Source organism: Enhydrobacter sp. (genome assembly GCA_025808875.1).
Taxonomy (GTDB): Bacteria; Pseudomonadota; Alphaproteobacteria; order Reyranellales; family Reyranellaceae; genus Reyranella.
Genome location: CP075528.1, coordinates 3,386,010 through 3,404,345, shown reverse-complemented (window position 1 = coordinate 3,404,345; position 18,336 = coordinate 3,386,010). Strand labels below are relative to the sequence as shown.

The 18,336-nt window shown below is 67.4% G+C and carries 22 protein-coding genes; 15 read left to right on the top strand and 7 right to left on the bottom strand.

Annotated elements, in window-relative coordinates:
* Position 1 precedes the first annotated feature (1 nt).
* The gene (locus KIT25_16900; protein UYN93719.1) at positions 2-931 is read right to left on the bottom strand and encodes a branched-chain amino acid ABC transporter permease; all 930 of its coding nucleotides are present in this window, start codon (positions 929-931) and stop codon (positions 2-4) included.
* 71 nt (positions 932-1,002) lie between these two features.
* On the opposite strand from KIT25_16900, the gene KIT25_16895 reads away from it, so the two are divergent.
* The 8 genes from KIT25_16895 to KIT25_16860 are packed head-to-tail and all read left to right on the top strand — an operon-like array spanning position 1,003 to position 7,763.
* The gene (locus tag KIT25_16895; protein UYN93718.1) at positions 1,003-2,184 is read left to right on the top strand and encodes an acyl-CoA dehydrogenase family protein; all 1,182 of its coding nucleotides are present in this window, start codon (positions 1,003-1,005) and stop codon (positions 2,182-2,184) included.
* A gap of 2 nt (positions 2,185-2,186) precedes the next feature.
* Complete coding sequence (locus tag KIT25_16890; GenBank protein UYN93717.1) at positions 2,187-2,648, top strand: PaaI family thioesterase; 462 nt, start codon at positions 2,187-2,189, stop codon at positions 2,646-2,648.
* On the top strand, positions 2,645-3,106 hold the full coding sequence (locus KIT25_16885; protein UYN93716.1) for a PaaI family thioesterase: 462 nt from the start codon (positions 2,645-2,647) through the stop codon (positions 3,104-3,106). Before KIT25_16890 ends, KIT25_16885 begins: the two co-directional genes overlap by 4 nt.
* Positions 3,106-3,831 carry a transglutaminase domain-containing protein gene (locus tag KIT25_16880; protein ID UYN93715.1) on the top strand — a complete coding sequence of 242 codons (726 nt, stop codon included), beginning with the start codon at positions 3,106-3,108 and terminating at the stop codon, positions 3,829-3,831. Before KIT25_16885 ends, KIT25_16880 begins: the two co-directional genes overlap by 1 nt.
* A 5-nt stretch (positions 3,832-3,836) precedes the next feature.
* Positions 3,837-5,045 carry a multidrug effflux MFS transporter gene (locus tag KIT25_16875; GenBank protein ID UYN93714.1) on the top strand — a complete coding sequence of 403 codons (1,209 nt, stop codon included), beginning with the start codon at positions 3,837-3,839 and terminating at the stop codon, positions 5,043-5,045.
* 32 nt (positions 5,046-5,077) lie between these two features.
* Positions 5,078-5,986, top strand: a complete 909-nt coding sequence (locus KIT25_16870) for an SDR family oxidoreductase (protein UYN97967.1) — start codon at positions 5,078-5,080, stop codon at positions 5,984-5,986.
* Entirely contained in the window at positions 5,986-7,146 is a 1,161-nt protein-coding gene (locus tag KIT25_16865) for a M20 family metallopeptidase (protein UYN93713.1), read from the top strand. The genes KIT25_16870 and KIT25_16865 overlap by 1 nt, the downstream gene beginning before the upstream one ends.
* Positions 7,143-7,763: a glutathione S-transferase family protein gene (locus KIT25_16860; GenBank protein UYN93712.1), complete on the top strand. Its 621-nt coding sequence runs from the start codon at positions 7,143-7,145 to the stop codon at positions 7,761-7,763. The genes KIT25_16865 and KIT25_16860 overlap by 4 nt, the downstream gene beginning before the upstream one ends.
* A gap of 210 nt (positions 7,764-7,973) precedes the next feature.
* Here KIT25_16860 and KIT25_16855 read toward each other — a convergent pair whose 3' ends face one another.
* Entirely contained in the window at positions 7,974-8,867 is an 894-nt protein-coding gene (locus tag KIT25_16855; protein UYN93711.1) for an alpha/beta hydrolase, read from the bottom strand.
* Between the two features lie 72 nt (positions 8,868-8,939).
* Between KIT25_16855 and KIT25_16850 the strand changes: the two genes are divergently transcribed.
* The 3 genes from KIT25_16850 to KIT25_16840 all read left to right on the top strand — a co-directional run bounded on the left by KIT25_16850 (position 8,940) and on the right by KIT25_16840 (position 12,053).
* Positions 8,940-10,649, top strand: coding sequence for an amidohydrolase family protein (locus KIT25_16850; GenBank protein ID UYN93710.1), 1,710 nt, complete (start codon positions 8,940-8,942; stop codon positions 10,647-10,649).
* On the top strand, positions 10,639-11,559 hold the full coding sequence (locus KIT25_16845; GenBank protein UYN93709.1) for a fatty acid desaturase family protein: 921 nt from the start codon (positions 10,639-10,641) through the stop codon (positions 11,557-11,559). Before KIT25_16850 ends, KIT25_16845 begins: the two co-directional genes overlap by 11 nt.
* A 71-nt stretch (positions 11,560-11,630) precedes the next feature.
* The gene (locus tag KIT25_16840) at positions 11,631-12,053 is read left to right on the top strand and encodes an OmpA family protein (GenBank protein UYN93708.1); all 423 of its coding nucleotides are present in this window, start codon (positions 11,631-11,633) and stop codon (positions 12,051-12,053) included.
* A gap of 66 nt (positions 12,054-12,119) precedes the next feature.
* Here the strand turns inward: KIT25_16840 and KIT25_16835 are convergent, their stop codons facing one another.
* Together KIT25_16835 and KIT25_16830 are read right to left on the bottom strand one after the other, a co-directional pair.
* Entirely contained in the window at positions 12,120-12,680 is a 561-nt protein-coding gene (locus tag KIT25_16835) for a hypothetical protein (GenBank protein ID UYN93707.1), read from the bottom strand.
* Between the two features lie 137 nt (positions 12,681-12,817).
* Positions 12,818-13,432 carry a 2-hydroxychromene-2-carboxylate isomerase gene (locus KIT25_16830; protein UYN93706.1) on the bottom strand — a complete coding sequence of 205 codons (615 nt, stop codon included), beginning with the start codon at positions 13,430-13,432 and terminating at the stop codon, positions 12,818-12,820.
* Positions 13,433-13,494: 62 nt separating this feature from the next.
* On the opposite strand from KIT25_16830, the gene KIT25_16825 reads away from it, so the two are divergent.
* Positions 13,495-14,223, top strand: coding sequence for a gamma-glutamyl-gamma-aminobutyrate hydrolase family protein (locus KIT25_16825; protein ID UYN93705.1), 729 nt, complete (start codon positions 13,495-13,497; stop codon positions 14,221-14,223).
* Here the strand turns inward: KIT25_16825 and KIT25_16820 are convergent.
* Positions 14,207-14,884: a nitroreductase family protein gene (locus KIT25_16820; protein ID UYN93704.1), complete on the bottom strand. Its 678-nt coding sequence runs from the start codon at positions 14,882-14,884 to the stop codon at positions 14,207-14,209. The genes KIT25_16825 and KIT25_16820 overlap by 17 nt on opposite strands.
* 66 nt (positions 14,885-14,950) lie before the next feature.
* On the opposite strand from KIT25_16820, the gene KIT25_16815 reads away from it, so the two are divergent.
* Entirely contained in the window at positions 14,951-15,916 is a 966-nt protein-coding gene (locus KIT25_16815; protein UYN93703.1) for an SPFH/Band 7/PHB domain protein, read from the top strand.
* Positions 15,917-15,919: 3 nt separating this feature from the next.
* On the top strand, positions 15,920-16,360 hold the full coding sequence (locus KIT25_16810; protein UYN93702.1) for an NfeD family protein: 441 nt from the start codon (positions 15,920-15,922) through the stop codon (positions 16,358-16,360).
* A 62-nt stretch (positions 16,361-16,422) separates the two neighbouring features.
* Here the strand turns inward: KIT25_16810 and KIT25_16805 are convergent, their stop codons facing one another.
* The gene (locus KIT25_16805; protein ID UYN93701.1) at positions 16,423-16,599 is read right to left on the bottom strand and encodes a hypothetical protein; all 177 of its coding nucleotides are present in this window, start codon (positions 16,597-16,599) and stop codon (positions 16,423-16,425) included.
* A gap of 130 nt (positions 16,600-16,729) precedes the next feature.
* Between KIT25_16805 and KIT25_16800 the strand changes: the two genes are divergently transcribed.
* Positions 16,730-17,941 (top strand): MFS transporter, encoded by a 1,212-nt coding sequence (locus KIT25_16800; GenBank protein UYN93700.1) that lies wholly within the window; start codon positions 16,730-16,732, stop codon positions 17,939-17,941.
* Positions 17,942-17,956: 15 nt separating this feature from the next.
* Here KIT25_16800 and KIT25_16795 read toward each other — a convergent pair whose 3' ends face one another.
* The gene (locus KIT25_16795) at positions 17,957-18,334 is read right to left on the bottom strand and encodes a rhodanese-like domain-containing protein (protein UYN93699.1); all 378 of its coding nucleotides are present in this window, start codon (positions 18,332-18,334) and stop codon (positions 17,957-17,959) included.
* Positions 18,335-18,336: the final 2 nt, after the last annotated feature.

Here is an 18,336-nt window from a genome sequence, read left to right as displayed (position 1 = left end):
CCTACACTTTCTTGCGCGTCATGGTGCCGAACAGCCCCTGCGGGCGCACGACCAGCATGAGCAGCAGCACGATATAAGGTGCCGTGTCCTTGAAGCCGTCGGGCAGGGTCGCGCCGGCGTAGAGCTCGATCAGGCCGATGATGATGCCGCCGACCAACGCGCCGGGGATCGAGCCGAAGCCGCCCAGCACGGCGGCTGCGAAGGCCTTCAGAGCAACTGCCAGCCCCATGTTGATGTCGATCAGCGTAACCGGCGCCAGCAGGACGCCGGCCGCCGCCGCCACGCCCGCCGAGATCGCCCAGATCAGCGAGAAGATCAGCTTCACCGGGATGCCCATGTAGTAGGCGGCGAGCTGGTTCTGGGAGGTCGCCTGCATGGCGACGCCGATGCGCGTGTGATTGAAGAAGCTGTAGAGCAGGCCGCACAGCACCAGCGTGCCGAAGACGATCGACAGATACTGATGGCTCAGCGTCACGCCGCCCACGTTCCAGACGCCGCCGAACGGGTTGGGCAGGGTGTAGATCTCGGAACCCCAGGTCACGCTGGCGAAGGTGCGGAACATCGCCCCCAGGCCGATCGTCAGCATGACGATGGCGAACTGCGGCTGGCCGATCACGTTGCGCAACACCCCGGCGTCGAGCAGCGCCCCGAGCACCGCGACGGAGAGCACGGCAATGCCGAAGGCGATCCAGTAGTCGAGACCCCACCAGACCACGGCCATGTAGCAGACGAAAGCGCCCAGCATCAGAAGGTCGCCCTGGGCGAAATTCACCAGTTCGGTGGCCTTGTAGATGAGCACGAAGCCGAGCGCGACCAGGCCGTAGATGCATCCGACCGCAAGCCCGTTGAGGGTAAGCTGAAAAAAAGTAACCAGTTTCCGTCCCCTGCCACGGGCGGTCTCCCGCCGCCCCTCGCCCCGCAATATGAACACGTGTTCAGCGGAGTCAACGCACTGTCGTGGAAACATGAAAGGTGTAACAACCGCCCCGAGGAGTCCCACCGATGACCGCTGTAGAATCGAGCCGGCCGATCCTGCCCGAAGCCGCGCCGGCGAGCCCGTTCTATTCCGAGGAGCACGAGGCGTTCCGCCGCACCGTGCGGCGCTTCGTCGAGCGGGAAATCGCGCCCTATGTCGACCAGTGGGACGAGGCCGAGGAATTTCCCCGCGATCTCTACCGGAAGGCGTCCGCAGCAGGCCTGATGCAGCTCGGTTTTCCCGAGGAGTATGGCGGCGTGCCGACCGACCCCTTCTTCGGCATCGTCAAGGCCGAGGAGATGGCGCGCCATGGCAGCGGCGGCCTCAACGCCAGCCTCAACAGCCACACGATCGGCGCGCCGCCGATCGCCGCACTGGGACCGGAATGGATGAAGCGCAAGCTGCTGCCCGAGATCCTGGCCGGCGAGAAGATCAGCGCGCTCGCCATCACCGAGCCCTCCGGCGGCTCGGACGTCGCCAACCTGAAGACGACGGCGCGCCGCGAGGGCGACCACTATGTCGTCAACGGCTCCAAGATGTTCATTACTTCGGGCATGCGTGCCGACTACTACACCGTGGCGGTGCGCACCGGCGGGCCCGGCGCCAGCGGGGTGTCGCTGCTGTTGATCGAGCGCGAGCGCGAGGGCTTCTCGCGCAACAAGCTGAAGAAGATGGGCTGGTGGGCTTCGGACACCGCCCAGCTCTTCTTCGACAATGTGCGCGTGCCGGTCGACAACCTGATCGGCCCGGAGAACAAGGGCTTCATCGGCATCATGCTGAACTTCAACCAGGAGCGGCTCGGCATGTCGGCGGGTGCCTGCGGCTACGCCAGGCTGTGCCTGGAGGAGTCGATCGCCTATGCGCGCGAACGGCACACTTTTGGCAAGCCCTTGATCGCCAACCAGGTGGTGCGTCACCGTCTCGTCGACATGGCGATGCGCATCAATGCCGTGAAGTCGACCCTCGACCTGTTGGCCTGGCGGGTCGGGCGGGGCGAGAAGCCGGTGGCGGAGATCTGCATGCTGAAGAACCTCGCGACCTCGACCATGGAATACTGCGCCAACGAGGCGATGCAGATCTTCGGCGGCGCAGGCTACCTGCGCGGCGCGAAGGTCGAGCGCATCTATCGCGAGACCAAGGTGATGGCGATCGGCGGCGGCTCGATCGAGATCATGAAGGACCTCGCCGCACGCCAGATGGGGCTGTGACCATGGACAAGGGCGAGCGTCTGGCGCTGTTCCAGCAATGGTTCTCCGACGCCATCCCGCACAACAAGGCGCTCGGCCTGAAGGTGATCGACGCACGGCGCGGCTTTGCCGCCATGCAGCTCGAGTGGCGCGAGGAACTGGTCGGCAATCCCGAGACGGGCGTGCTCGCCGGCGGGCCGCTGACCGCCATGCTCGACGGCTGCTGCGGCATGGCGGTCGCCACCATGCTCAAGAACCCCGAGCCCTTCGCCACGCTCGACCTGCGCATCGACTACGTGCGGCCGGCCGATCCGGGCAAGCCGGTGATCGCCGAGGCCGAGTGCTATCGGCTTACCCGATCGGTCGCCTTCACGCGCGCCTTCGCCCATCACGGCGACGCCAAGGACCCGATCGCGGCAGCGGCCGGCACCTTCATGCTCGGCACCAAGGGCCGCCCCAAGCGTTTGCCGGGGGACGTCGCGTGAGCGGGCTCCTGAGCGGCCTCGCGGTGGCGCGCAAGTCGGGCGACGTGGCGCGGCTCGCCGAGGCGATTCCCTACGCCCGCTGGATGCGGATCGCGCCGGAGAACGCGACCGGCGAGTTGCTGACCCGCATGCGCTTCCATCCCGAGCTGATCGGCAACACCTTCCTGCCGGCGATCCACGGTGGCACGCTGGGCGCGATGCTGGAGATGGCGGCGATCTTCCATCTTCTCTGGGAGACCGAGACCGAGACGGTGCCCAAGATCGTCAACATCACCGTCGACTATCTCCGCTCGGCCCGGCCGCTCGATGTGCTCGCCGCCGCCAAGGTCACCAAGCAGGGCCGCCGCATGGTCAATGTATATGCCGAGGCTTGGCAGGACGACCGCTCGAAGCCGGTCGCCACGGCCAATGCCCACTTCCTGGTCAAGGCCGCAATCGACGAACCTTCCGCCCTCTGATGGACTACGATTCTTTGACGACGAGCCGCGACGATGCGGTGCGCGACGGTGCGGCCCCCGAAGCCTACGGCCGTGCAGGCGATCTGATCGACTCGGATCATCCGAAGGTCGTGGCTTACGCAAAGCGGGTCGCGGGCGAGGGCAGTGATCGTGAACGCGCACTGCGGCTCTACTATGCCGTGCGCGACGGACTGCGCTACGACCCTTACAACACGCCGATGAAGCGCGACGCCTACCGAGCCAGCGCCACGCTGGCGGCGGGGCATGGTTATTGTGTCAACAAGGCGGGGGTGATGGCCGCCGTGTGCCGGGCCGTCGGCATTGCGGCGCGCGTCGGCTACGCCGACGTGCGCAACCACATGACGACAAAGCGACTGGCCGACCTGATGGGCTGCGACGTCTTCTACTATCACGGCTACACCGACGTGTGGCTCGACGGCCGCTGGATCAAGGCGACGCCGGCGTTCAATCGAGAGCTGACGGAGAAGTTCGGCCTGAAGCCGCTCGAGTGGGACGGCGTCTCCGATTCGATCTATCACCCGTTCGATCTCGGCGGCCGCCGTCACATGGAGTATCTCGCCTATCGCGGGGTGTTCGCCGACATCCCGTTCGACGAGATCCGCGGCGCGTTCCGCCACTATTACCCGCGCATGACCCGGCAGCAGGAAGCGATGCCGCTGGGCGGCGATTTTGGCGCAGAGGGCGCGGCGGAAGCGAAGCGATAGTGCAGTTGCGTCCGCGTTCCGGTGGGTACATCGCCTTGCTCGTGGCGCTGGGCAGCTTCGGCCCGCTGACCATGAGCATCTACACGCCCGTCATGCCGTCGGTCGGCCACGATCTCGGCGCGTCGGCGGACAGCGTGCAGCTCACCCTCACGACCTACATGCTGGGCTTCGCCGTCGGCCAGCTCTTCTACGGGCCGTTGAGCGACCGCTACGGGCGCCGGCCGGTGCTGCTGGGCGGGCTGTTCTTCTTCACGGCGACCACGCTCGCCTGCTCGCTGGCGCCGTCCATCGGCGGCCTCATGGGATTGCGCATCCTGCAGGGGCTGGGCGCGGCGTCGGGGTCGGTGCTGGGCCGCGCGCTCACCCGCGATGCCTACAGCTACCAGGAAATGCCGCTGGTCATGAGCTGGATCTCGCTCGGGCAGAACATCGCTCCCTCGCTGGCGCCCTTCGTCGGCGGCTTTCTCGGCGAATGGATCGGCTGGCAGGCGACGTTCTGGTTCGTCGGCGTCTTTGGCGCGATCCTGCTGGTCGTGACGCTGGTCGGGCTCGGCGAGACGAACCGCCACCGCAGCGAGCACATCGACCTCTCCGTGCTCCTGAGCGGGTCGCGCGAGATGCTGCGCGACCGGCGGTTCCTCGGCCATGTGCTGCCGCTCGGCTTCTCGTTCGCGATCAACTTCGGAATGCTGGCCGGCGTCCCCTTCGTCATGCAGGAGAGCCTGGGGTTCAGCCCGCGCGAGTTCGGCCTGATCGTGCTGCTCTCGGTCGCGGGGTTTGCGGCCGGCACCTTCGTCAACAACCGGCTGGTCGGCCGCGTCGCGTCGACCACCCTCATCCGCCGGTCCGGCTGGTTCCATGTCGCGGCGCTGGCCGCCATGGGCGCGCTGTCGCTGTCGGGCATCCTCACCTGGTGGGCCATCATCGGCCCGCACATGGTGCTGAGCTTCGGCACCGGCCTGATCGTGGCCAACGCCAATGCCGGCGCGGTCGGCATGTATCCGCGGCTTGCCGGCACGGCGTCCTCGCTCGCCGGCCTCGCCCAGATGGGCATGGGCGCGATGGGGACCGTCGCCGTGGCGGTGCTGACGCCGATCGGCAGCCGCTATGTGGCACTGCCGCTGGTGCTGGCTCTGGCGCCGTTCGCCGTCGCCACGCTATGGAGCGCGCGCCTGTTGCGTCCGCGCGGCGGCGGCGCCAGTCTGAATTCCTGACGCAAGCGAGAGGGAGCGAGAAGATGACGGACATGCTGAAGGGCAAGGTCGTGCTGGTCACCGGCGCCGGCGGCGGCATCGGCCGCGAGATGGCGCTGCTGGCCGCCCGGGAAGGCGCCAACGTGGTGGTCAACGATCTCGGCGGCGCGGTCGACGGCGAGGGCTCGGGCTCGGCGACGCCGGCGCAGAAGGTCTGCGACGAAATCGCCGCGGCGGGCGGCAAGGCCGTCCCGAACGCCGACAGCGTGACCGATCCGGCGGGTGCGGAGCGCATGATCAAGACCGCCGTGGAGAATTTCGGCCGGATCGACGGCGTCATCAACAACGCCGGCATCCTGCGCGACCGCATCTTCCATCGCATGAGCCACATGGACTGGAAGATGGTGATCGACGTGCATCTCAACGGCGCCTTCAACGTCAGCCGCGCCGCCGCCAACTATTTCAAGGAGCAGAAGTCCGGCGCCTTCGTGCACTTCACGTCGACGTCCGGCCTGGTCGGCAATTTCGGCCAGGCCAACTACTCGGCGGCCAAGATGGGCATCGTCGGCCTGTCGCGCTCGATCGCGCTCGACATGGCGGCGTTCAACGTGCGCTCCAACTGCATCTCGCCCTTCGCCTGGACGCGCATGATCGGCACCATCCCGGCCGACACCGAGGCGCAGAAGGCCCGCCTCGAGCGTTCCAAGAAGATGACGCCGGCCAAGATCGCGCCGATGGCGGTGTTCCTGCTGTCGGATGCCGCCGATGGCATCACCTCGCAGATCTTCGGCGTGCGCATGAACGAGATCATGCTGTTCAACGCCAACCGCCCGGTGCGCTCGGTCCACAATTCCGAGGGGTGGACGCTGGAGGCGATCGCCGAGCATGCCGTGCCGTCGATGAAGCCCTACTTCACCGACATGAAGCGCTCGCCCGAGTACTTCACCTGGGATCCGGTCTGATGGCCAGGGCCGCCCACGGCAACGAACCGAGGATCGATGCCGACGATGTGCTCGCCGGCATCGTCGAATGGGTGTCGATCGAGAGTCCGAGTCACGACTCGAGGTCGGTCAACAGGGTGGTCGATCATGTCGAGGGCCAGTTCCGCGACCTCGGCCTGACGCTCGACCGCATCCCCGGCAGGGACGGCTTCGGCGACATCCTCGAATGCCGGACGCCGGCGGATTGGAGCGAGAGCCAGGGCAAGGGCATCCTGGTGCTGGCCCATCTCGATACCGTCCACCCCATCGGCATGATTGAGAAGGAGCTGCGGATCCGCCGCGAGGGCGATTCGATTTTCGGCCCGGGCATCTACGACATGAAGGCGGGCGGCTACATCGCCTACTACGCGCTGCGTCACCTCGTGCGGCAGGGCAAGAAGACCCGCCTGCCGGTGACCTTCATGTTCATTCCGGAGGAGGAGGTCGGCAGCCCGACCTCGCGGGCGCGCATCGAGGAGGCGGCACGCGGCCACAAGTATGCGCTGGTCATGGAACCCGGGCGCGACGGCGACAAGGTCGTGACCTCGCGCAAGGGTGTCGGCCGCTTCACCCTGAAGGTGAGGGGCAGGGCCGCCCATGCCGGCGTGCGCCATCAGGACGGCCGCAGCGCCATCCTCGAGATGGCACGGCAGATCGTGCGCATCGAGGGCAAGACCGATTATGCGCGCGGCATCACCTGCAATGTCGGTCTGGTGCGCGGCGGCACCGGCGTCAACGTGACTCCCGCCGAGTGCGTGGCCGACGTCGATCTGCGCGTGCCGAGCCAGCAGCTCGCCGAGGAGATGACGCACTGGTTCCTGAATCTCGAGCCGATCGGCCAGGAGGTCGAGCTCGTGGTCGAGGGCGGCATGAACCGGCCGCCCTACCAGAAGGACGCCGGCATCGCCGACCTGTTCGGCAAGGCGCAGGCGATCTATCGCGAAATCGGCAAGGAGCTGCAGGACGTGCCGCTGACCGGCGGCGGCAGCGACGGCAACTTCACGGCCGCGCTGGGCATCCCGACGCTCGACGGATTGGGCGCCGACGGCAAGGGCGCCCATGCCATCGACGAGCAGATCTACTATTCGTCCCTGGTGCCGCGCACCTATCTCTGCGCACGGCTGCTCGAAACGCTGGAGTGACCTCCGTGGTGGCGATCTACCACGCGCCCAACGCCCGTTCGCTGCGCGTGCTCTGGCTGCTCGAGGAGATCGGCGTGAAGGCCGACATCCGGACGCTCGCCTTCCCGCCCCGGCGCCTGCAGCCGGAGTATCTTGCGGTCAATCCGGCCGGCACGGTGCCGGCCATGGTCGACGGCGACCGGGTGATGACCGAATCGCTGGCGATCTGTGAGTACCTGGCGGCCCGGCAGGGCGAGACGTCGCTGGTCGTGGCGCCGGGCGACCCGGAGCGCGCGCCGTACCTGCAATGGCTGTGGTACGGCGAGTCCACCGTCATGCTGCCGATCGGCTTGATGGCGAGGGTCAATCGCCTCAACGTACCGGGGCCGGCATCCGACGCCATCCTCGCCGATGCGCGCGAGACGCTCGTCGCCCGCCTGGCGCCGCTGGAACAGCGGCTCGAGGGCCGTGACTTCCTGGTCGCCGGCCGGCTCACCCTGGCCGACATCTCGGTCGGCTACGCCCTCCATATCGCCACCGTGTTCGGCCTCGCGAAGATGCTGGGCCCGCGCGTCTCGGCCTACTACGAGCGCCTGCGAGCGCGGCCGGCCTTCGAGAAGGCGGCGGCGATCGAATGAGCGACGACGAAGGATAATTGACAAGGAAAGATCGACTGGATAATTTGTACGATCGTCGCGTGATCGGAAAAACGGTCATCTCATCGAAAGGAGCCGGATCTGGGAGGTTTCCGCAGTTAGCGCTGGTGCGCTACCCCCATCAGCACAGTTGGGGACACTGCAATTTGTACGATTTCCGGGGTTTCCGCGGGCATGCGGCGGGCCCGCGGGTCACGGGCCGGCTTTCCGCAGGATGTCGCGAAGCGCCTGCACCGTGTCGGCGGGCGCTTCCTGCGGAACGTTGTGGCCGACCCGCGGGATGATCCGGCGCTCGTAGAAGCCCGTGAAGTTGCGCCCCTGCGTGTCGGTCTCCGGAACCGGCGAGACGCCGTCGTGGCCGCCATGGAGGTTGATGGTCGGTACGGAGATCTTCGGCTGCCCGGCGAGCCGCGCCTCGATATCGAGCAGCGAGGGATCGCCCGGCGCATTGCCGTAGCGATGGCGATAGGACTGGATGACGACGGCGACGAAGTCGGGATTGTCGAAGGCCAGCGCGGTCCGTTCGAAGGTCGCGTCGTCGAACGTCCATTCCGGCGACCACAGCGTCCACAGCAGGCGGGCGATGTCGCGGCGATTCTTCTCCAGGCCGCGGACGCCGCGCTCGAGGTGGAAGTAGTACTGATACCAGTTGCGCTGCTCCTGCATCGCCGACGCCGGGTTGTTCATCGCCGCGGTGACGAAGATGTTGTAGCCGCCGCCGCTCACGAGGCCGCGCACGCGCTCGGGCCAGAGCGCGGAGACCACGCAGGCGGCGCGGCCGCCCCAGTCGTAGCCGCCGAGCGTCGCGCGCGCGATGCCGAGCGCATCCATGAATTCGCGCAGGTCGTTGCCGAGCGCCGCCTGCTCGCCCGAGCGCGGCGTCTCCGGCGCGAGGAAGCGCGTGGCGCCGTAGCCGCGCAGCCACGGCACCAGCACTCGGTTGCCGTCCTTCGCCAGCGGCGGCGCGACCTCGTCGTAGGCGCGGCCGTCGTAGGGGAAGCCGTGCAGCAGAATGACCGGAGATCCGTCGGCGGGCCCCTGTTCCTCGTAGGCGATCTCGAGTGTTTTGGTGCGGATGGATTTCATCCTGCGAGCCTAGCGCGCTTTCGTTGACAGAGTCCCTGTCCGCGCCCACGCTTTGCGAAAGCAGGAGGAGACATGGCCCGGTTCGATCGCGTGATCCGCGGCGGCATGATCGTCGACGGCAGCCGCCTGCCGCGCTTTCGCGGCGACATCGGCATCAAGGACGGGGTGATCGCCGAGATCGGCCGGATCGGCGGCAACGAGGCCGACGAGACGATCGACGCCGGCGGGCTGATCGTGGCGCCGGGGTTCGTCGATCTGCACACGCACTATGACGCCCAGCTCTTCTGGGACCCGTACTGCTCGCTGTCGAGCTGGCACGGCATCACCTCGGTCGTGATCGGCAATTGCGGCTTCGGCTTCGCGCCGGTGCGGCCGGCCGAGCGTGAGCGCGCCATGCTCACCATGACGCGCGTCGAGGCGATCCCGCTCGAAGCGATGAAGCAGGGCATGCCTTGGAACTGGGTGACGTTCCCCGAGTTCCTCGACGCCGTCGATGCCGCGCCCAAGGCGGTCAACATCCTGCCCTACGTGCCGGTGGCGCCGATGCTGATCTGGGTGATGGGCTTCGAGGCGGCCAAGGCCGGCAGGCTGCCGACCGCCGAGCAGCACGCCCAACTGCGCAAGCTGCTGCACGAGGCGATGGATGCCGGTGGCTGCGGCTGGTCGGCGCAGCGCATGCTGCCGACCGGACCGGCCTCGGTGCAGCGCGACCATGACGGTACGCCGATGCCGACCGACGTGATGCACGACGAGACCTGCCGGGAGCTCGCCCGCGTGCTGGCCGAGCGCAACGACGGCTTCATGCAGATGCTGCTGGTGTCCGGAGACAATGCCCGCGACCGTGCCTTCTACGAGGAGATGGCGACGCTGAGCGGCCGTCCGATCATCATGAACGTGGTCCAGGCCTTCGACGACAGGCCGCATATCCACCGCCAGGTGCTGTCGTGGTTGAAGAGCTGCCGCGAGCGCGGCATCCGCGTCGTCGGACAGGGCCTGACGACCGACGCCGGCTTCACCTTCACCTTCGAGGATTGGAACCTGTTCGACGACCAGCAGGTCTGGTGCGACGCCACCACCGGCACGCACGCCGAGCGCCTGGCCAAGCTCGCCGATCCGGCGCGGCGGGTGGCGCTGCGCGCCAACCTGCCGGTGACGGCGACCGGACCGCTGCCGCAGATCGCCATCGTCGGGCCGCGGCTCGAGAAGAACAAGAAGTGGCTCGACCACACGCTGGCCCACGCCGGCCAGAAGATGGGCAAGCATCCGGTCGACGTCATGCTCGACATGGCGGTCGAGGAGGATCTCGAGACCGAGTTCTTCGCCGCGCCGCCCAACGGCAGGATCGAATATCTGAAGGAGCTGGTCGACGACCCCTACATCCTGTTCGGCGTGTCGGACGGCGGGGCGCACACCAAGTTCCTGACCGCCGGCCGCTACCCCACCGAGACGCTGTGCAAGGTGGTGCGCGAGCACAAGATGCTGAGCCTGGAGGACGTGCACTGGCGCCTGTCGGCGCTGCCGGCCGAAGTGGCGGGCTTCCGCGGACGCGGCATGCTCAGGAAGGGCGCGCCGGCCGACATCGTGGTCTACGACTTCGACGGACTGCGCGTGCTGCCCGACGAGATCGCGCACGACCTGCCGGGCGGCGAATGGCGGCGCATCCAGCGCGCCGAGGGCTACAAGTACGTGCTGGTGAACGGCGAGGTCACGATCCGCAACGACCGGCCGACCAACACGCATTCCGGGCGCCTGCTGCGCCACGGCGGCGCGCGTGCTGCCTAGGCCGACGGACTATCTCGGGCCGGCGCAGATCGGCGACCTGCGCGGCAAGTCGAACGCGATGGGCGCACTGCTGGTACTGCACGCCTGGGCGCTGATTCTGGGCAGCATGGCGCTGTTCGCATGGTGGCCCAACCCGTTCACGTTCCTGCTCGCGGTCATGATCGTCGGCTGTCGCCAGCTCGGCCTCGCCATCCTGATGCACGACGCCGCGCACGGCCTGCTGTTCGCCGACCGGCGGCTGAACGATTGGGTCGGCGCGTGGCTGTGCGCCTTTCCCGTCTTCACCAGCCTCGCGCTCTATCGGCCGTACCACCTGACCCATCACCGGTTCACCCAGCAGGCCAACGATCCGGATCTCGGCCTTTCGGCGCCGTTCCCGATCACGCGCAAGAGCATGTGGCGCAAGGTCCTACGCGACCTGACGGGGCAAACGGCCTTCCGGCGGCGGCGCGAGCAGTTTGCGCGTGGCGTGGCTCTCCGTGAGGGCATCATCGCCAACGCAGTGCTGTGGGCTCTGCTGGCGATGGCCGGCTACTGGTGGCTTTATCCGGTGCTGTGGCTGCTGCCGCTGGCGACCTGGTATCAGCTCGTCTCGCGCATTCGCAACATCGCCGAGCATGCGGTGGTGCCCGACAACGACGACCCCCTGCGCAACACCCGGACGACCCGCGCCGGCTTTCTCGAGCGGCTGTTCATCGCACCCTATTGGGTGAACTACCATCTCGAGCATCATCTCTTCCTGTTCGTGCCGTGCTGGCGACTGCCGGCCGCGCATCGCGCCCTGCTTGCCGCGGGTCGCGGGCCGCAGATGGAAATCGCGGCGGGCTATGGTGCCGTGCTGCGTGCCGCCACCTCCCACCGCGTCGAGTCCGGCGGCGACAGGGGGCCACGGCCATTGCAGCACATCTGACCCGGTTGCTCTGGAAAGGCCCTGTCAATCGAAGGTAATATTCCCCCCGTCTAAGTCTTGGGGAGAGGCTCATGTTCAAGAAACTGCTGGCCGTGGTGGCGGCCGCCATGCTGTTGAGTGCGTGCGAAGAGCCGCCGCCGCCGGCCCCGACGCCTCCGCCGCCGGTGCGCAACTTCCTGGTCTTCTTCGATTTCGACCGCTCGACGCTCACGCCGCGGGCGATGGACATCGTCAAGGAGGCGGCCAACGTGGCCAAGTCCGGCCAGAACGCGCGCGTGACCTGCACCGGCCACACCGACACGGCTGGCCCCGCCAATTACAACATGGCGCTGTCGCTGCGCCGGGCCAACGCGGTCAAGGAGGCGCTGGTGCGCAACGGCGTTCCGGCGACCTCGATTACGGTCATCGGCAAGGGCGAGGAGGCGCTGCTCGTATCGACCAAGGACGGGGTGCGCGAACCGCAGAACCGCCGGGTGGAGATCGTCATTCGATAGCCGACGCGGCCATCGTCGCGAAACAGGACGGCGGTCCGCAAGGACCGCCTTTCCTGCGTCGCCCGATCAGGCCCTGGGGCAGGGATGGATGTTCATCTCGGGGCCGAGGTCGTAGGGCGGCGGTGCCTGGGTGATCGACGTCACCCGCGGGTCGAGCGCCCACTCGAGTGCCCTGAGGCTGCGGCTGCAGAACTCGCGGTCGACCGGAGCGCGCTGCGCCATGCGGTTGGCGAACTCCGTGACCAGCACGTCGATGTTGAAGCGCTTGCGGCGCGACAGTTGCTGGAGGTCGCGCGCGTTAGCGGCGAGTTCGGCATTGAACTTGTTGAGGAAGCTCGTGTAGATGCCCTCGAAGGCGCGGCCGCCGCCCGGCGTCTGGCACTGCAGCGTCGCGACGGTGAGTTCTTGCTGCAGCATGCGCGCACGCATCACCGCGATGTCCGCGTCGTTGTAGCAGATGGCGCTGATCCGGCCCGCCGGCGGCGGCGGCGTGGTCGATGCCACCTGATAGTCCGGCGCCGCCGGTCGCTTGGCCGGGGCCGCAGTCTTGGTTCCTTCCATCGGACAGCCACCCAAGGCAAGCCCACCCGCGACCAGAACCACCACCCGCAACAACTTGCTGACCATTCGGCACTCCCAACGCAACGGCCGGAAAGAGGCCAGCGGGTACAACAGTTGGCAGCCCGTTTCAAACGTTTAGTGCTGTATCGGGTCGGGTGCCTTGTCGAAAATTTCCAACCCGATCCGGCCGGTACCATCGGCCGTCACGCCATCCGCGGCGCCTCCAGTGCGGCGCGTACCAACGGCAGGCGGTCGTTGCCGAAGAACATCGCGCCGTCGACGAACAGGGTCGGGCTGCCGAAACCGCCGCGCGCGATCAGCTCGTCGGTGTTGGCCCGCAGCCGCGCCTTGCAGGCATCCGATTCGATCCCGGAGAAGAAACGCTGGCGGTCGAGGCCCGCTGTTGCCGCGATATCGGCCAGCACCTCCTCCTTCGAGATGTCGCGGTCGTCACTCCAATAGGCCTCGAAGGCGGCCGTCGTGTAGGGAACGAGCTTGCCGGCGTCGAGCGCGACGAAGGCGCCGCGCATGCACTTCACGCTGTTCACGGGAAAGACGCTGGGCGGGAAGACGATCCTGAGTCCGTACAGCTTCGCCCAGTCCGCCAGATCCTTCAGCATATAGGCCTGCTTCCGCGGATTGGGCCGGGCGCGGTTGTCGTAGACCGTCTGATTGACCGCGTTGAAGACGCCGCCGACGAGGATCGGCTTCCATGCCACTTCCGCGCCGAACTCCGCCGCGAGAGGCTGAACGGCGTGGAAGGCGAGATAGGTCCACGGGCTGGAACAGTCGAAATAGAACTCGAGTCGGCGCGCCATTTCGTCCCTCCTGTACAGCCGTGCCTTGTCGTTGCCACAACCCTTGCATATCTTGCAAATCCATGACGGTACCGGCTGACAAGCCCAAGAAAGTAGCCATAGTCGTGCATCAGGAGCACTCCCGACCCGGCCGGGTCGGCGTATTCCTTCAAAAGCGCGGGTACGAGCTTCACCGTCTTTGCCCCAATCTCGGCTGCGAGCTGCCGGACGACATGTCGGACTACGCCGGCGTGGTGATCTTCGGCGGACCCATGTCGGCCAACGACTGCGGCACGCTCGCCGGCATCAAGTGCGAACTCGACTGGATTCCCAAGGTCGTCGAGGCGGGGGTTCCGTTCCTTGGACTTTGCCTCGGCGCCCAGCTTCTGACGCGCGCCGTCGGCGGTCGCGTCGCCGCGCACCCTGAAGGCAAGGTCGAGGTGGGTTATGTCGACATAGAACCGACCGAGGCCGGTCGCTCGTGGTTCAAGGCGCCCATGAAGGTCTACCAGTGGCACCGGGAAGGCATGGATATTCCCCGTTGTTGCGAACTACTGGCGACCAACGACACCTATCCTGTGCAGGGCTTCCGCTATGGCCCGAACGCCTTCGGGTTCCAGTTCCATCCCGAGGTGACTCTCGAGATGAAGCAGATCTGGACGCTCAAGGCTGCGGAGCGACTGAAACTCCTGGGCGCCCAGCAGCGCGGCGTGCATCTTGCCATGCACCCGCTCTACGATCCGCCCCTCGATCGCTGGATCGATGGCTTCCTGGATCGCTGGCTGGCGACCGACGTCAGAGCCACGAGCTGATCTCGCCGAGCGGCTTCCTGAGGCCGCCATGGACGGGAACCATGCACCCCGGCTTCGGGTAGCCCGCCACGAGCAGGATGGTCGGCTTCTCCCAGGCGGGGCGGCCGCAAATTTCGTTCAGGAACCCCATCGGGCTCGGCGTGTGGGTGAGCGTCGCGAGGCCGGCGTGATGAAGGGCGAGGATCAGGAAGCCGGTGGCGATGCCGACCGATTCGGGCACGTAGTAGTGCGTCACCTTGCGGCCGTCGGGCCGCGTGCCGGAACGCTGCGCGAAGATCGCGATCAGGACGGGCGCGTGCTCGAGAAACGGCTTGTCGGCATCGGTGCCGAGCGGCGCGAGTGCTTCGAGCCATTCCTTCGGTGCGCGGCCGGCGTAGAAGGCGTGCTCCTCGGCCTCGGCCTCTTCACGGATGCGCTTCTTGAGCGCGGCATCCTGGATGACGGCGAAGTGCCAAGGCTGCAGGTTGGCGCCGGACGGCGCCGTGCCGGCCGCGATCAGGCAGTTCTCGATCACTTCGCGCGGCACTTCACGCGTGTCGAAGTCTCGCACGGTGCGGCGGCGCGCGATGTCGGTATGGAAATCGCGGGTGCGTCGCACCATTTCGTGCGGTGGGTACGAGCGGTAGTCGGGCAGGGGCTCGAGGCGGACGGGTGCGGTCATCGCGGCGTCATAGCCGGATGATGGCGCTTCAGCTAGGCTGGCCGCCGAAAGTCGCGAGGGGGCGTCATGGAACCGTTGATCTTCGTGCTGGCCTTGGTGCTGGTGGCCGTCGTCTTGGTCTTCGCCGGCGTCAAGACCGTGCCCCAGGGAGCGAACTGGACCGTCGAGCGTTTCGGCCGCTACACGCGCACCCTGGCGCCGGGGCTGCACCTCATCATTCCGTTCATCGACGCGATCGGCCGCAAGATGAACATGCAGGAGAACGTGCTCGACATCCCGGCGCAGAAGGTCATCACCAAGGACAACGCCACCGTCCAGGTCGACGCCGTCGCCTTTTATCAGGTGATCGACGCACCGCGGGCGGCCTATGAGGTGCAGAATCTGCATCTCGCGATGACCAATCTCGCCCTGACCAATATCCGCAGTGTCATGGGCAACATGGCCCTCGACGAAGTGCTGGCCAAGCGCAACGACATCAACAACACGCTGCTCGCCGTCATCGACCAGGCGACAAATCCGTGGGGCGTGAAGGTGCTGCGCATCGAGCTCAAGGACATCGCGCCGCCGGACGATATCGTCGTCGCCATGGGCCGGCAGATGAAGGCGGAGCGCGAGAAGCGCGCCACCATCCTGGAGGCCGAGGGCGTGCGCGAATCGAGCATCCAGCGCGCCCAGGGCGAGAAGCAATCCGCCATCCTGATCGCCGAGGGTCGCCGCGAGGCCGCCTTCCGCGAGGCCGAAGCACGCGAGCGCCAGGCCGAGGCGGAAGCCAAGGCGACCGAGGTCGTGGCGCAGGCGATCGCCGGCAACGGCGCGCAGGCCATCAATTACTTTCTCGGCACCAAGTACGTCGAAGCGCTGGGCAAGATGGGGGCGAGCACCAACTCCAAGGTCTTCTTCCTGCCGGTCGAGGCGGCCGGTGTGATGGCGTCGATCGCAGGCATCGGTGAACTCGCCAAGGAAGCCCAGGTGCGCGCTGCCGCGGGCGATGGATCCGGACGGCCGCGCGGTTCGGTGCCGAGCTCGAGCTGAGCCATGTTCAAGATCGTGTTCTGGTACTGGTGGGCGCTGGCGGCGGTGCTGCTGGTGGCCGAGATGACCCTGCCCGGCGTGGTCTTCCTGTTTCTCGCCATCGGCGCCGCGGCGGCCGGGGTCGTGCTCGTGGTCGTGCCCGAAACCTCGATCGAGTGGCAGCTCGCGGTCTTCGCGGTCTTCGCCGCCGCCTCCGCCCTTGCCTTGCGGCCGATCTTCAGGCGTCTCCAGCAGGCCCGCGCCGGCGACGCCACGCTCAACTCGCGCGGCCAGAGCCTGGTCGGCCGGACCATCGTGCTCGACGAGCCGATCCTCGGCGGTCGCGGCCGCGTGAAGCTCGGCGACGGCAGCTGGAGCGTCACCGGCCCCGACATGGTGGCCGGGGCGCGCGTGCGTGTCGCCGCCGTCAACGGCACCGAATTACGGGTCGAGCCGACGCCCTGACGACCGTTACGACGGAGCGCGGGCCGGCGACACGGCCCGCGCGTCTCGTCTGCGACGGCTCCCTATGGGCCGACCCGCACCGTCGTCGAGGATGCGACGGGTGCCGGATCCGTCGTGTAGACCACTGTCGAGGCGGGCACCGCCGTCGGGGGCCGTTCGACCACCGTTCGCTCGGTCTTCACCGAGCAGGCGCCCACTAGGCCGCCGAGAGCCACGGCGACCATCAGAACGTACCGCATGTCGTCCACTCCCTTCGTTGGGCCACCCTCAACGGGGAAGCCTGCCCGCCGGTTCCGTGCGGCTGCCGGTTGAGGCTTGCCAATACTTAACCATATGGTTATGTTTATTGCCGGCAATCGAGGGATCAGCATGAAGCTCTATTACGGATGGATCGTCGTGGCGGCTGGCGCCCTGCTGGGGTGCGTGGCCATGGGCGCGACTTTCTCGCTGGCGGTTTTCCTCCAGCCGATGGCGGATGCCACCGGCTGGTCGCGCACGGGCGTGTCGAGCGCGATGACGATCGTGTTCCTCACGATGGGCGTCGGCGGTTTCGCGTGGGGCGCACTCACCGATCGGTTCGGGCCCTTGCCCGTCGTGCTGTCGGGGGCCGTGCTCCTCGGCCTCGGCCTCGCGCTGGCCAGTCGCGCCTCAACCTTGCTGGAATTCCAAATCGTCTACGGTCTCGTGGTCGGCGGGGCTTCAGCGGCCGTGTTCGTGCCGATGATGGCGACGGTGACGGGCTGGTTCGACAAGCATCGCAGCCTCGCGGTGTCGCTGGTCTCGGCCGGGATGGGCGTGGCGCCGATGACCGTTTCGCCCTTCGCGAGCTGGTTGATCTCCAACTACGACTGGCGGACGGCGCTGCTCGTCATCGCCGTCTTCGCGTGGGCCACCCTGATTCCTGCGGCACTCCTGGTGCGCCGCGCGCCGCCGGAAGGCGCCGGGGCGGCGCAGAGCCTGCCGGGGGCGGCCGACCCGGGCATGACCGCCGGCCAGGCGCTGCGCTCCCCACAATTCATCGTGCTGGCGTTGACCTACTTCTGCTGCTGCGCCACGCACTCCGGGCCGATCTTCCACACCGTCAGCTACGCAATCGCCTGCGGCCTGCCGATCATCACCGCGGTCACGATCTACAGCGTCGAGGGCCTCGCCGGACTGGGCGGCAGGGTCGTCTTCGGATTGGCCGGCGACCGGTTCGGCGCCAAGCGTGTGCTCATCGTCGGGCTGCTCCTCCAGGCCGTCATGGCCGGCGCCTATTTCTTCGTGCGGCAGCTCGGCGAGTTCTACGCCGTGGCCGTGCTGTTTGGCATGGCCTACGGCGGCGTGATGCCGCTCTACGCGGTGATCGCCCGCGAATATTTCCCGATGCGCATCATGGGCACGGTGCTGGGCGGCGCCTCCCTCACGGCAAGCCTCGGCATGTCGTTCGGACCGGCGGTCGGCGGCTGGATCTTCGACACCACCGGCAGTTACGGTTGGCTCTATATCGGCTCGTTCGGCATCGGCTTGGGCGCGGTCGCCATCGCCATGCTCTTCCCGCCGTTGCCGTCGCAACGGCGGGCCGTGGTCCAGCCGGCGTGATGCGCCGGCGGTCGCTCAGGCCTTCTCGACCTGACCGCCGGAATCGATCCAGCCCTTGAAGCCGCCGAGGTTGCGGACATTGGCGTAACCCATGTCCTTCAGGACCTTGCCGACCAGCGCCGAACGCCCGCCCGAGGCGCAGTAGGCGACCACCGTCTTGGCGCGGTCGAAGGCCGCGTCATGCATCGGCGAGGACGGATCGGCGCGGAACTCGACGAGGCCGCGCGGAATGGCGAGCGCACCGGGCACCTTGCCGGAGGCCGCGACTTCGTTGGGCTCGCGCACATCGAGGAACACCACGTCGGCCCGCCCCACCAGGCCCTTCGCCTCCTCCGGGCTGATGGCGGGCACGGCGGCATTGGCCTCGGCAATCATCTGCTGCACGGTCTTCATGG

Bases quoted from the DNA above. Each gene is read 5' to 3' on its own strand.
- KIT25_16805 (UYN93701.1), bottom strand. From the start codon at position 16,599: ATGCGGTACGTTCTGATGGTCGCCGTGGCTCTCGGCGGCCTAGTGGGC.
- KIT25_16890 (UYN93717.1), top strand. From the start codon at position 2,187: ATGGACAAGGGCGAGCGTCTGGCGCTGTTCCAGCAATGGTTCTCCGAC.
- KIT25_16850 (UYN93710.1), top strand. From the start codon at position 8,940: ATGGCCCGGTTCGATCGCGTGATCCGCGGCGGCATGATCGTCGACGGC.
- KIT25_16855 (UYN93711.1), bottom strand. From the start codon at position 8,867: ATGAAATCCATCCGCACCAAAACACTCGAGATCGCCTACGAGGAACAG.
- KIT25_16895 (UYN93718.1), top strand. From the start codon at position 1,003: ATGACCGCTGTAGAATCGAGCCGGCCGATCCTGCCCGAAGCCGCGCCG.
- KIT25_16800 (UYN93700.1), top strand. From the start codon at position 16,730: ATGAAGCTCTATTACGGATGGATCGTCGTGGCGGCTGGCGCCCTGCTG.
- KIT25_16820 (UYN93704.1), bottom strand. From the start codon at position 14,884: ATGACCGCACCCGTCCGCCTCGAGCCCCTGCCCGACTACCGCTCGTAC.
- KIT25_16865 (UYN93713.1), top strand. From the start codon at position 5,986: ATGGCCAGGGCCGCCCACGGCAACGAACCGAGGATCGATGCCGACGAT.
- KIT25_16815 (UYN93703.1), top strand. From the start codon at position 14,951: ATGGAACCGTTGATCTTCGTGCTGGCCTTGGTGCTGGTGGCCGTCGTC.
- KIT25_16880 (UYN93715.1), top strand. From the start codon at position 3,106: ATGGACTACGATTCTTTGACGACGAGCCGCGACGATGCGGTGCGCGAC.
- KIT25_16810 (UYN93702.1), top strand. From the start codon at position 15,920: ATGTTCAAGATCGTGTTCTGGTACTGGTGGGCGCTGGCGGCGGTGCTG.
- KIT25_16840 (UYN93708.1), top strand. From the start codon at position 11,631: ATGTTCAAGAAACTGCTGGCCGTGGTGGCGGCCGCCATGCTGTTGAGT.
- KIT25_16795 (UYN93699.1), bottom strand. From the start codon at position 18,334: ATGAAGACCGTGCAGCAGATGATTGCCGAGGCCAATGCCGCCGTGCCC.
- KIT25_16870 (UYN97967.1), top strand. From the start codon at position 5,078: ATGCTGAAGGGCAAGGTCGTGCTGGTCACCGGCGCCGGCGGCGGCATC.
- KIT25_16825 (UYN93705.1), top strand. From the start codon at position 13,495: ATGACGGTACCGGCTGACAAGCCCAAGAAAGTAGCCATAGTCGTGCAT.
- KIT25_16830 (UYN93706.1), bottom strand. From the start codon at position 13,432: ATGGCGCGCCGACTCGAGTTCTATTTCGACTGTTCCAGCCCGTGGACC.
- KIT25_16835 (UYN93707.1), bottom strand. From the start codon at position 12,680: ATGGTCAGCAAGTTGTTGCGGGTGGTGGTTCTGGTCGCGGGTGGGCTT.